Genomic DNA, 12,440 nt, shown 5'->3' with positions numbered 1-12,440 from the left:
ACATTCGCTTATTATAAACTACAATGTGTAGTTTATCAATGGAAGCCTCTTTTTTAAGTTCGTTTTTCATGGTAAACTAAAGTTGTTAAGTAGTTAACATACGAGAGGAACAACGAAATGAAAAAAAGAAATCTATCTCAAGAAAAAATCATCGCTTGCTTTCGTGGACTAGCGGAAGAGATGGATGTTCAACAAGTCACTTTTCAACACCTGGCTAAGGCGCTAGACGTCAAGTCTCCTTCCCTCTATAATCATTTTAAAAATATGCGTGATGTAAAGACCGCATTAACTGCAAAATTATTACAAGAGTTAAACGATGCGTTGCGTCGTTCTTTGGTTGGAAAAAGCGGAGCAGAGGCGCTGCGTGTCTATGCACAAGTCTATCAGTCTTTTGCTTTTGCGAACCAGGCCGTTTACGAGTTGCTGATCAGTGTCCCTCACACCAATGAGGAGATTTTGTTAGAAGGAATCTATGAAACGAACCAGATCATTCTACAATTATTTGATGCCTTTGACTTGACCCGAAAAGAAAAAACGCATCGCAGCAGAGAATTGCGAAGTATCATCCATGGCTATTTGTCTTTACGATTTTTAGGCTATTTCACAAAGGAAGCAACTGTGTCTCCTGAAGAGAGTTATTCTTGGATGATCAATGACTTTATTGCCACTTTACCAAGTAAATAAGTAGTACGTTTCTTTAAAATAGACAAATTCATAAAATGTCCCTTTTATAAGAGAAATTTCTTGCAACTTTCTTGAAAAGTGTCTAAGATGAGTCTAGTAAAATCGTAGAGAAGGAGCACGAGTATGTATCAAGTAGTGACAATGTTCGGAGATAATGAGCCTTGGTGGTTCTTTGAGAATTGGGAAGAGGATATCGAAGTAGAAGAAACATTTGATTCTTTTGAAGAAGCACAGGTTAATTATGAACAAAAATGGCTTGCAATCAAAAATAAATACGAATATATCCATGCAAAAAGCAACTTTCTAAGTGCCTTCTGGAATGACGGAGACGAGCGCTGGTGTGAAGAATGTGATGATGATCTTCAACAATATAAAGGGTTAGCCTTATTGAAAAATCATCAGCCAATCACTTTAGAAAGCAGAAAGGAATTTTATGAAACAACTAATTCTAGCGGAAAAACCAAGCGTTGCGAAAGACCTAAGCAAGGTGCTTGGTGCTAATCAAAAACACAAAAATTATTACGAAGGACCCAAGGTGATCGTTACTTGGGCCCTTGGTCATTTGTTAGGGCTGAAAATGCCTGAAGACCTCAATAAAGAATGGCAAAGTTGGCAAATGGAAACGTTGCCGATGATTCCTAAAAATTTAGGAATCAAACCACTGCCTAAAACAGGTCATCAATTAAAAACAATCAAGCAATTGGCGCAACGTAAAGATGTGTCAGAGGCTGTGATCGCTACGGATGCCGGAAGAGAAGGGGAATTGGTTGCTAGGTGGATCTTGGAATATGTCCGCTTCAATAAACCAGTGAAACGTCTTTGGATTTCTTCCCAAACAGATAAAGCAATCAAGACAGGATTCAAGCAATTGAAGCCCGCAAAAGACTATGATGCACTTTACTATTCGGCGCTAGCTAGGGCAAAAGCTGACTGGTTAGTAGGATTGAACGTAACACGGGCGCTGACTGTGAAGTATCAAGATAATCTGTCCGCTGGTCGAGTTCAAACTCCAACACTCGCATTGGTTAGAACACAAGAACGGAAAATTGAAACATTTAGACCACAAACCTATTTTTCAATTTTATTAGATGTGCAAAAACAACAAGCAAAGATGGTTCAAAAAAATCAATTCGCATTGAAATCTCATGAAGAAGCTCAATCGTTAGTGAAAGAGTTAGCTAAAAATAAAGGGACTGTGACAGCCATCCAAGAAAAAGTAAAAGTGGAGCCGGCACCATTGCCTTATGATCTAACGGAGATCCAGCGAGAAGCAAACCAACGTTATGGCTACTCTGCTAAAAAAACTTTGGGACTGGTCCAAAGTTTATATGAAACGCATAAAATCGTGACGTACCCTCGTACAGATAGCAAATATCTGACGAGTGATATGAAAAGTACGATGAAAGAGCGTTTACAGGCGGTCAGCGATTTTTCTCCAGAAGTGAAACAGTATTTAAAAAATGGGGCAGTTGTTCGACAAACAAAAGTCTTCCAAGACAGTAAAGTCACTGATCACCATGCGTTATTACCAACTGAAAATCGTCCACGCTATGAGAAACTTAGCAACGAAGAACAAAAAATCTATCAAATGATTGTTACTCGATTCTTAGGATTATTCGCTGAGCCACACAAAATCAGTCAAACAAAAGTGACTGTGACATTTGGCAAGGAACAATTTGTGTTCCATCAAAATCAAGTCCTTCAAGCTGGTTGGAAAGATGTCAGTCAAAAGGAGAGCAATGAAGTGGACTGGGTGGAGGGAATGCGTATCCAACCAGAATTTACGATCAAGAAAGAACTATCGGCACCGCCTAAGCCTTTGACAGAGGCGAGTTTACTAGGACTTATGGAAAAACATAGTTTAGGAACACCGGCAACTCGCGCCGAAATCATTGAAAAGTTGATCAAATCGGAATTGATGGAACGAACACCGCAAGGCTTGCAAGTCTCACCAAAAGGGAAGCAATTATTGGAATTAGTCAATCCTTCCTTAGTGACCCCTGATTTAACAGAAAGCTGGGAGAAAGACTTAGAAGCAATTGCAGCGGGGCAAAAACAAGCCAGCCAATTTTTAATGGGCATTGAAAAAGAAACAAAACGATTGGTACAAGAAATCAAAACAAGTAAACAATCTTACCAAGATTTCTCGATCACACAGAAAAAATGTCCAGACTGCGGTTCCAATCTTAGAGAAAAAAATACTCGAGATGGCAAAATCTATGTCTGCACGAATCAAGATTGTCATTACCGTAGAAGAAAAGATCCAAAAGTCTCGAACCACCGTTGTCCGCAATGTCATCGGAAAATGGAGATCATCGAAGGCAAAAATGGCGCTTATTTCCGTTGTAAATATGATGGGACGACCGAAAAAATGTTAGATAAAAAAGAACAAAAGAAAAAAATGACGAAGCATGAAGAACGTCGTTTATTGAAAAAGTACACGCAAGCAGAAGAACCGGAAGAAAGCCCACTTGCTGCAGCTTTAAAAGCTGCAATGAAGAAGTAATGTGTCATTCGGTGAAAATCAGTAATGGTTTTTGAGACCACTATTGTATGTTAAAAATGGTGATTGGTTTCAAGTGATTGTTGTTTATGTAACATGGTTTAGAGTGTGAAAGAAGCTTAGTCTGAGACATAAGTCATGAGGTTCCTCTTAGAAATTGTTGTTTTTACGTACAATTTTTAGGAGGAACCTCATTTTTTGTATGTTGGGATTTTTATCACAAATAGCTGTGCTTATAAATCTTCGTAGATAGGTGGATGTTCAAGGTATTCTAAAATCTTGATGAAATCTAAAAACGATAAGATCAATGTTGTCGTGTTGACATTTGGATGAAATCCTACGGTAGAGGTTTGATCAATGGCTGAGTCAATCACTACTTGAATTGCTTTTTCTTGATCATGCATCAATGCAAAAGGTGTAACAGTACCGGGAGCTACCCCTAATAAATCAAGGAGCTGTTCTTCTGAAAGAAAAGACAAACGCTTCTCATTCAGCTGTTCTGCAAGTTGTTTCAAATTTGCCTGCTTTTCATCAGGTAAGATAACAAGATAAATCTGTTTCCCTTTTTTTGCTTTTAACACGAGATTCTTCACTTGAGGTCCTGGTAGTGTAAAAGGCAGATTTTTGACAGAAGTAATCGGTGGATGATCCACCTTTTGATAGGGAATGTCTAGTAAATCAAGTAATTGATAGGCTTCTTTTTCAGTAGCAAAAACCATCGATTGATCGCTTCCTTTCTTTTTCTTTCATTCATTATAAAAAAATAATTGACAAAAGAAAAATAATCGTGTAAATTACACGTAAGTTAAAATCAACGACATCGAAAAGAAGAGTAGCGATTAAATGTTTGAAGAGAGTCTCTGGCAGGTGGAAAGAGATAGCAGTTAATGGTGAAACACATCTTGGAGTCGATTTTCTGAAATACAGTAGGAAAATCCGGGAAGCCCGTTACAGCTGCGGTCATTGTTTGATGACCAGATAAGGTTAGTTTCCGTGAGGGACTAACAAAAAAAGGTGGAACCACGTAATTTACGTCCTTTGGTCATTTGACCGAAGGACGTTTTTTTATTTTCGTGTGAAGTAAATGTCCAACAACAATTACTTTTGTTTTACCTCATTTTCTGGAATGACTGCGTGAGGTTTCTTTTGTGAAAAAGAAACAAACAGAGGTGGGAACACGTGTGATGCGTCCTCTTGACGAGAGTCAAGGGGATTTTTTTATTTAAAAGGAGGAAGAAAGAAATGAATTATTTGCTGGAAGTCATGCCACAACTATTAGTAGGGGCTCTTACAACGTTGAAATTATTTATTTTTACCTTGATTGGTTCATTGCCATTAGGGATCATTTTAGCATTAGGGTTGTCTTTACATTTTAAACCAATTCGTTATATCTTGCAGACCTATGTCTGGGTCATGCGTGGTACACCGTTATTACTACAATTGATTTTTGTATTCTATGGATTGCCAACGATCGGGATCGTCTTTGATCGTTTTGAAGCAGCATTATTGGCTTTTGTTTTAAATTATGCCGCTTATTTTGCTGAGATTTTTCGTGGGGGGATTCAATCGATTCCCCAAGGACAATATGAAGCTGCGCAAGTGTTACAGTTGAGTCCTTTTCAAACCGTCACAAAAATCATTATCCCACAAGTGACAAAAATCGTTTTACCATCGGTTGGGAACGAAGTGATTAACTTAGTGAAAGACTCTTCATTGATCTATATCTTAGGACTAGGAGACGTTATGCGAGCAGGGAAGATTGCGATGGAACGTGATGCAACATTGCTACCATTACTAGGTGTGGCTTTCATCTATCTAGCACTAACCGGTATCTTAACGATCATCATGAAACAAGTAGAAGGAAAATTAAACTATTATCGCTAGGAGGAATGGACATGATTGAATTAAAGAAAGTAAGTAAAGCATTTGGAGAAAAGAAAGTAATCAACGCGTTAGATCTAGTCATTCCAGATGGTCAAACCATGGCGATCGTCGGTCCTTCTGGTGGAGGGAAAACGACACTTTTGAGAATCTTAGCAGGATTGGAAAAAGCAGACAGTGGGGAATTTTATCTGGATGGTGTAGCCTTTGACCCATTTGAATTGAAAACGAAAGAGCAAGTCGTAGGTGTTGTTTTCCAAGATTTTCAACTGTTCCCACACTTAAGTATTTTCGACAATATCACTTTAGCGCCTAAAATGGTGTTGAAGCAATCGAAAGAAACGTATACGAAAAAAGCACAGGAATTAGCCGATTCACTTGGGATCAGTGATTTACTCAACAATTATCCTTATCAGTTATCTGGCGGTCAAAAACAACGGGTAGCGATCGCACGTGCCTTGGCAATGAATCCTCGAGTTCTTGCTTATGATGAACCGACAAGTGCCTTAGACCCTGAGCTGCGACAACAAGTAGAAAACTTGATCGTCTCATTGAAGGCAGAAGGTGTGACACAAATCATCGTAACCCATGATTTGGTGTTTGCGGAAAATGTGGGAGATCAACTCGTGAAGGTCATCCCAAACAAGTAAGAAGGAGGGACACTTGATGAAAAAAATCAGTTTGCTACTTGCGATAGTTGCAGGGATCGTCTTTCTTTCTGGTTGTAGGAATGAAAAGACAGATAAAGACAATTGGTCAACGATTCAATCAGAAAAAAAGATCATCATCGGGTTAGATGACACCTTTGTACCGATGGGGTTTCGTGATAAAGAAGGAAAACTAACAGGTTTTGATATTGACCTTGCTAGAGCAGTTTTTAGAGAATATGACATCAAAGTCGTTTTCCAACCCATTGACTGGTCCATTAAAGAGTTTGAATTGAATAATGGGACGATTGATCTCATTTGGAATGGGTATACTAAAACAGCTGAAAGAGCAAAAAAAGTCCAATTTTCAAAACCTTATATGCAAAACGAACAAGTCCTGATCACTACGAAAAAATCAGGGATCACCAGCTTTGCTCAAATGAAGGACAAAATCCTAGGAGCTCAAAATGGTTCTTCTGGATATGATGCCTTTATCAAACAACCAAAAATATTAAAAGATATTGTAAAAAATCAGGATGCTGTTTTATATGATAGCTTTAATGAAGCATTGATCGATTTGAAGAGTGGACGGATCGATGGGTTATTGATGGATAAAGTATATGCTGGTTATTACTTGAAGCAAAAAAATGAGTTGGATCAGTTCAATATGATCAAAGGGGATTATCAAAGCGAAGATTTTGTCGTGGGTGCCCGAAAGAAAGACAAGGAATTAGTGAAGAAAATCAATGAAGGGATTGCGGAATTAGAAAAAACAGGAGAATTCCAACAAATCTCAGACAAATGGTTTGGTGAAGACGTGACACCCGTTCAGAAGTAAACAGGCAATCTAACATCATTGAGTGTCTTAAAAAGAAGCGTGGTAATTTGAGTGTCTCTTAGTTCACACGATAAAACCTATGAAATTAACCTGCGCCAAATGAATAAGCAAGAATTTTTGAAACACATATTTTAAAAAATTCTTGCTTATTTTTTGTCTGAAAAATTCCAATGATCATAAAATTGTTCAATGATTGATTTCTCCTTTTGTATTGAAAGGGGTTTCGTGTTATTCTTTTTTAGTAAGGATTGAAGCAAGAAAGGAAGAGATTGATGGAACACCAAAAATTAACTGAATTTCCCCAAGACTTTCTTTGGGGATCAGCCTCAGCGGCTTATCAAGTTGAAGGAGCCTGGCAAGAAGACGGCAAAGGAGAATCGGTCTGGGATCGTTTTGTCCGTATTCCAGGGAAAACTTTTAAAGGAACAAACGGCGATCTAGCGGTTGATCACTATCATCGCTTTAAAGAAGATATTGCTTTAATGAAAGAACAAGGATTGAAAGCGTATCGTTTTTCAGTTGCTTGGACTCGCATTTTTCCTAATGGTCGTGGGGAAATCAATCAAGCAGGGTTAGCTTTTTATGAAGAGCTGATCGACGAGTTGATTGAAAACGGGATTGAACCAATGTTGACATTGTATCATTGGGATCTTCCACAAGCCTTGCAAGATGAGTATGCAGGTTGGGAATCACGCCAAATCATTGAAGATTTCACTAATTACGCTGAAACATTATTTAATGCTTTTCGAGGAAAAGTCCATTATTGGATCAGCTTGAATGAACAAAATATTTTTACTTCACTAGGCTATTTATTAGCTGCTCATCCACCAGGTGTTACTGATCCGAAACGGATGTATCAAGTGAACCATATTGCTAACTTAGCAAATGCAGCAGTGATCAATAAGTTTCATGAATTAGGAATGCCAGGTAAAATCGGTCCAAGTTTTGCTTACACACCTAATTATCCAATCAACAGCGATCCTAAAAATATTTTAGCTGCAGAAAATGCGGAAGATTTGATGGCTCATTACTGGATGGATGTCTACATGTGGGGCAAGTACCCGATCGCCGCTATGAAATTTTTAGAAGAACGTGGCTGGGCACCTGAAATGGTTGAAGGAGACGCAGAACTGCTTGAATCTGCTAAACCAGACTTCTTGGGGATCAACTATTATCAAACAGCGACTAATGCCTTTAATCCGTTGGATGGTGTAGGAGCTGGCAAAATGAATACGACTGGGAAAAAAGGATCTTCTGAAGAAACAGGCGTCCCAGGAATGTACAAAAAAGTCGACAATCCTTTCGTTGAACGTACGAATTGGGATTGGGAGATCGACCCAGAAGGATTGAGGATCGCTTTAAGACGGATTACGAGTCGCTACCGGATGCCTGTATTGATTACTGAAAATGGTTTAGGGGAATACGATGAATTGACAGAGGATAAAAAGATCCACGATGAGTATCGTATCGCTTACCTTTCAAGTCATGTCAAAGCGATTAAAGAAGCGATCTCAGATGGTGCTGAAGTCCTTGGCTATTGTACGTGGTCTTACACTGATCTGTTAAGTTGGTTGAATGGCTACCAAAAACGTTATGGATTTGTTTATGTCGATCAAGATGAAACTCAAGCAGGATCATTGGATCGCTACAAGAAAGATAGTTATTATTGGTACCAACAAGTGATCAAAGAAAATGGCTCAACGATCTGACCTTTTTGATAGTAAACGTTCAGGGAAATAAAGCGTGATCGCTTTTTTCTAAAAATAGAAGCAGTGAGGATAAAACTTTCCAGCCTCATTGAGTTCACTGAATGAACTAAATGAATTGAATGAACCGAAATTCCCAAAAACTTACTTGGTTTTTGTGGAATTTCGGTTTTTTATCATAGTTTCTCGCTAGGGTTTCATGATCTAGCCATTGGTTATTTGAAAAAGTTTCTTAAAGTATTTGGCATAAATACAGTGTTCGAAAAGAAAAACTTTAAACTTAGAAACAAAACTTTTGTTCCCTCGCTTTTTTTTGTATAATGGAACTTGATGAAATGAGGGATAAAAATGGCAAAGAAAAAACGTCCTGCAAAGAAAAAGAAAAAGACGAAAAAGCAACAACAGCAGCAGGAACAACTTCTTGCGATCAGTATCGGATTTGCATTGATCTTATTTGCCGTATTTGGCTTTTTAAAACTAGGTTTTTTAGGTATTTTAGTGGCAAATGGTTTTCGGATCATTGCAGGGAACACTTATCAGCTTCTCTGTATATTATTAGCTATTTTAGGTTTTTGGGTCGTTGTAAAAAATACTGATTTTAAAATCGGTAAAAGCCGTCGGTGGTTTGGAGGCATTCTTTTTTACTTAGGAATTCTTCTCTTTTTACATGCCCATCTATTCGGAAAACTCCATAGTGGCGAACCAAACATTCTAGGAACCACTTGGGATCTGTTAGCAAGTGACATCCAGCATGCTCGAGTCAGCAGTAATGTTGGTGGTGGGATGGTTGGAGCAACACTCTATAATTTTACGTATTTCTTGATTGCTCAACCTGGTAGTTACTTTGTTGCCATTTTATTATTAATAAGTGGTGCAATTTTATTTAGCAATATCGAAGGCTATCAATTAGTCAATAGCTTGCAAGTGATGGGAGAACGAATGCAAGAACTGCTGGAAGGAGATCCTGCAAAGCAAGCGAAGAAACAAGCGGCGAAAGAAGAACGGCAAAAGCAACGAGCGAAAGCACGAGAAGAGAAAAAATTAGCAGCAAAAGAAGCGGCAGAAGCTGAGATCGCTGAGCTGGAAAAACGTCGTTCCGCTGAACAACAAGCAAAGTCTGCGCCTTCTTATGAAAAAATAGCAGATGATGAACCAGAACAACTCAGTTTTGTACCGATCGATAGTTTTCAAGGAACTGTGCCATCCGCGACAATGGATATGCCAAAAGCAGAGCCAACGGTCACAACGCCTACTGCATCTGAACCGTTAGAAGCAGAGAGCTTAGAAGATGATGGGACAGCATTAGAATTTGAAATCGAAGCAGAGCAGGAAAATCAAGATTATGAATTACCGTCAATCGATTTACTCGATTCAGTAAAAACGACGGATCAAAGTGACGAGTATAAAAAAATCGAGAAAAATATCGGAGTCTTAGAACAAACTTTTCAAAGTTTTGGCGTAGATGCGAAAGTCGTCAAAGCAAGTTTAGGACCCTCTGTGACAAAATTTGAAGTCCAACCAGCAGTGGGTGTCAAAGTAAGTAAAATCGTCAGTTTAACGGATGACATTGCATTAGCATTAGCGGCTAAAGATGTTCGGATGGAAGCACCGATCCCAGGTAAATCATTGATCGGAATCGAAGTACCGAATAGCAAGATCAGCATGGTGTCATTTAGAGAAATCATCGAAGCGCAACCCAATCATCCAGATAAGCTGTTAGAAGTGCCATTAGGAAGAGATGTTTCTGGGCGAGTCCAAACCGCAGACCTTTCTAAAATGCCTCACTTATTAGTAGCCGGATCGACAGGTAGTGGGAAATCGGTAGCAATCAATGGGATAATTACCAGCATTTTGATGCGAGCAAAACCCCATGAAGTCAAATTGATGATGATCGACCCCAAAATGGTGGAATTGAACATGTACAATGGGATTCCTCATCTTTTGACGCCAGTTGTGACAAATCCGAGAAAAGCTGCTCAAGCGTTGCAGAAAGTCGTTCAAGAAATGGAAGAACGTTATGAAAAATTCGCTGCTACTGGGGTTAGAAATATCACTGGTTATAATGAATTTGTCCAACAAAAAAACTTGGAAAATGGAACGAAACATCCTACCTTACCATTTATCGTGGTGATCGTGGATGAATTAGCTGACTTGATGATGGTTGCCAGCAATGAAGTCGAAGATGCTATTATTCGTTTGGCACAAATGGCACGGGCAGCGGGAATCCATATGATTTTAGCGACCCAACGTCCAAGTGTGGATGTTATCACAGGAATCATCAAAGCGAATGTTCCTTCTCGTATGGCATTTGCAGTCTCTAGTGGGACGGATTCACGTACGATCATTGACTCCAACGGTGCAGAAAAGCTTCTCGGACGTGGGGATATGCTCTTCTTGCCAATGGGTGAAAACAAACCGATACGGGTTCAAGGTGCGTTTATTTCTGACCACGAAGTAGAACGAGTGGTCAACTTTGTAACAGATCAACAAGAAGCACATTATGAAGAAAAAATGATGCCTTCTGATGAAGTAGAATCAGGCGGTACCGCAGAACAACCACAAGATGAATTATTTGAAGAAGCTAAAGCACTTGTCATTGAAATGCAGACAGCAAGTATTTCATTATTGCAAAGAAGATTTAGAATTGGTTATAATCGGGCAGCACGCTTAGTCGATGAATTAGAAGCACATGGCGTAGTAGGACCCTCAGAAGGAAGCAAGCCAAGAAAAGTCTTCATTGAGCAAGTCGAAGAACCAATGGATATGATGCCAACGGATCACGAAACATAAGTGCGTATGTGCTTGTCAGTTCTAACAATGAAACCGAAGAAACGCCAAAAGTAATTTTGGGTGTTCTTCGGTTTTTTTATGAGATTGATCACTTATTCATAAAAATCAAAAAAACGATAGCTAAAAAAGGAGGAGCATCCATAAACAGCCTAAGATTTGGTATCTTTGTCTTGTGAACTATTGCATTAGTTGTTAGAATCAGTTATAGTATGTAGCGATACTTTGAAAAAAAGAGGGAAACGATTTTGGAAAAACAATCCATTTATGGTTTAACAATCGAAGAATTAACCAATTGGTTTTTAGAAAACGGCGAAAAAAAATTCCGTGCCGCCCAAGTGTGGGAATGGCTTTATCAAAAGCGTGTCAAAGACTTCTCCGAAATGACCAACTTGTCAAAAAACTTGATAACAAAGTTAACGGATCAGTTTGTGATCAATCCGTTAAAACAAATAGTGGTTCAAGAAGCAACGGATGGCACAGTCAAATATCTATTTGAATTACCAGATAAAAATATGATCGAAACAGTCTTGATGAGACAAGAATATGGATTATCTGTATGTGTGACGACACAAGTCGGCTGTAATATTGGTTGTACTTTTTGTGCAAGTGGTCTGTTAAAAAAGAATCGAGATTTGACAGCTGGAGAAATCGTGGCACAGATCATGATGGTTCAACACTATTTTGATGAACGACAAGAAGGAGAAAGAGTGTCCCATGTGGTTGTGATGGGCATTGGCGAACCGTTCGACAATTATGATAATGTCATGAACTTCTTACACATCATCAATGATGCCAAAGGGTTGGCAATTGGCGCACGACACATTACTGTTTCAACAAGTGGTTTGGCAAATAAGATCAAAGAATTTGCTGATAATGGGTTGCAAGTCAATTTAGCGATCTCATTACATGCACCAAATAACGAGATTCGGACCTCCATCATGCGGATCAATCGGAGTTTCCCAATCGAGAAATTGATGGCTGCAGTAGATGAATATCTTGAAAAAACCAATCGACGAATCACGTTTGAATACATCATGTTGAATCAAGTCAATGATCGTCCGGAGCATGCACAACAATTAGCGGATCTACTAAAAGACAAAAAGAAATTAACGTATGTGAATTTGATCCCTTATAATCCAGTCAGTGAACATGACCAATACTCTCGAAGTCCTAAAGCAGATGTGCTGAAATTTTATGATGTATTGAAAAAGAAAGGCATCAATTGCGTGATCCGTAAAGAACACGGTACAGATATCGACGCTGCGTGTGGTCAATTACGGAGTAAACAAATGAAAAAAGAAAAAGCAACGACTAAATAGCATTAGCTAATATCCAACATCCATGGAGAAGAAACAACAAAGACGACAAAGCCTTATGCTTTGTCGTCTTTT

General features: G+C 38.8%; 10 protein-coding genes and 1 other annotated feature. Of the genes, 9 read left to right on the top strand and 1 reads right to left on the bottom strand.

Features of this window, described 5'->3' with window-relative positions:
* Nucleotides 1-117 precede the first annotated feature (117 nt).
* The 3 genes from IGL30_RS10425 to IGL30_RS10415 all read left to right on the top strand — a co-directional run bounded on the left by IGL30_RS10425 (nt 118) and on the right by IGL30_RS10415 (nt 3,190).
* Nucleotides 118-684, top strand: a complete 567-nt coding sequence (locus tag IGL30_RS10425; protein ID WP_034700638.1) for a TetR/AcrR family transcriptional regulator — start codon at nt 118-120, stop codon at nt 682-684.
* A gap of 123 nt (nt 685-807) precedes the next feature.
* A complete protein-coding gene (locus IGL30_RS10420) occupies nt 808-1,185 on the top strand; it encodes a DUF1033 family protein (protein ID WP_010720800.1) in 378 nt (125 codons plus the stop codon).
* A complete protein-coding gene (locus IGL30_RS10415) occupies nt 1,118-3,190 on the top strand; it encodes a DNA topoisomerase III (RefSeq protein ID WP_071859342.1) in 2,073 nt (690 codons plus the stop codon). The genes IGL30_RS10420 and IGL30_RS10415 overlap by 68 nt, the downstream gene beginning before the upstream one ends.
* A gap of 230 nt (nt 3,191-3,420) precedes the next feature.
* On the opposite strand, the gene IGL30_RS10410 is transcribed toward IGL30_RS10415, so the two are convergent.
* Complete coding sequence (locus tag IGL30_RS10410) at nt 3,421-3,906, bottom strand: prolyl-tRNA synthetase associated domain-containing protein (RefSeq protein WP_088745625.1); 486 nt, start codon at nt 3,904-3,906, stop codon at nt 3,421-3,423.
* Nucleotides 3,907-3,998: 92 nt separating this feature from the next.
* Nucleotides 3,999-4,229 (top strand) — a binding site (T-box leader).
* Between the two features lie 200 nt (nt 4,230-4,429).
* Here IGL30_RS10410 and IGL30_RS10405 point away from each other — a divergent pair.
* From IGL30_RS10405 to rlmN, 6 genes are all read left to right on the top strand, one after another.
* Complete coding sequence (locus IGL30_RS10405; RefSeq protein ID WP_010720797.1) at nt 4,430-5,071, top strand: amino acid ABC transporter permease; 642 nt, start codon at nt 4,430-4,432, stop codon at nt 5,069-5,071.
* 11 nt (nt 5,072-5,082) lie between these two features.
* Complete coding sequence (locus IGL30_RS10400; RefSeq protein ID WP_010720796.1) at nt 5,083-5,718, top strand: amino acid ABC transporter ATP-binding protein; 636 nt, start codon at nt 5,083-5,085, stop codon at nt 5,716-5,718.
* A gap of 16 nt (nt 5,719-5,734) precedes the next feature.
* Complete coding sequence (locus IGL30_RS10395) at nt 5,735-6,553, top strand: amino acid ABC transporter substrate-binding protein (protein WP_088745626.1); 819 nt, start codon at nt 5,735-5,737, stop codon at nt 6,551-6,553.
* A gap of 272 nt (nt 6,554-6,825) precedes the next feature.
* Entirely contained in the window at nt 6,826-8,262 is a 1,437-nt protein-coding gene (locus IGL30_RS10390) for a glycoside hydrolase family 1 protein (protein ID WP_010720794.1), read from the top strand.
* A gap of 345 nt (nt 8,263-8,607) precedes the next feature.
* Complete coding sequence (locus IGL30_RS10385; RefSeq protein ID WP_088745627.1) at nt 8,608-11,049, top strand: DNA translocase FtsK; 2,442 nt, start codon at nt 8,608-8,610, stop codon at nt 11,047-11,049.
* 245 nt (nt 11,050-11,294) lie between these two features.
* Nucleotides 11,295-12,368: a 23S rRNA (adenine(2503)-C(2))-methyltransferase RlmN gene (rlmN, locus tag IGL30_RS10380; protein ID WP_088745628.1), complete on the top strand. Its 1,074-nt coding sequence runs from the start codon at nt 11,295-11,297 to the stop codon at nt 12,366-12,368.
* Nucleotides 12,369-12,440: the final 72 nt, after the last annotated feature.

It is taken from the genome of Enterococcus sp. DIV1089c (genome assembly GCF_050530965.1).
Taxonomy (GTDB): domain Bacteria; phylum Bacillota; class Bacilli; order Lactobacillales; family Enterococcaceae; genus Enterococcus_B; species Enterococcus_B hirae.
This window is presented reverse-complemented; position numbering and strand designations above follow the sequence as displayed.

Excerpts from the sequence above, each read along its gene's own strand:
- IGL30_RS10425 (WP_034700638.1), top strand. The coding sequence starts at position 118 with ATGAAAAAAAGAAATCTATCTCAAGAAAAAATCATCGCTTGCTTTCGT.
- IGL30_RS10420 (WP_010720800.1), top strand. The coding sequence starts at position 808 with ATGTATCAAGTAGTGACAATGTTCGGAGATAATGAGCCTTGGTGGTTC.
- IGL30_RS10415 (WP_071859342.1), top strand. The coding sequence starts at position 1,118 with ATGAAACAACTAATTCTAGCGGAAAAACCAAGCGTTGCGAAAGACCTA.
- IGL30_RS10410 (WP_088745625.1), bottom strand. The coding sequence starts at position 3,906 with ATGGTTTTTGCTACTGAAAAAGAAGCCTATCAATTACTTGATTTACTA.
- IGL30_RS10405 (WP_010720797.1), top strand. The coding sequence starts at position 4,430 with ATGAATTATTTGCTGGAAGTCATGCCACAACTATTAGTAGGGGCTCTT.
- IGL30_RS10400 (WP_010720796.1), top strand. The coding sequence starts at position 5,083 with ATGATTGAATTAAAGAAAGTAAGTAAAGCATTTGGAGAAAAGAAAGTA.
- IGL30_RS10395 (WP_088745626.1), top strand. The coding sequence starts at position 5,735 with ATGAAAAAAATCAGTTTGCTACTTGCGATAGTTGCAGGGATCGTCTTT.
- IGL30_RS10390 (WP_010720794.1), top strand. The coding sequence starts at position 6,826 with ATGGAACACCAAAAATTAACTGAATTTCCCCAAGACTTTCTTTGGGGA.
- IGL30_RS10385 (WP_088745627.1), top strand. The coding sequence starts at position 8,608 with ATGGCAAAGAAAAAACGTCCTGCAAAGAAAAAGAAAAAGACGAAAAAG.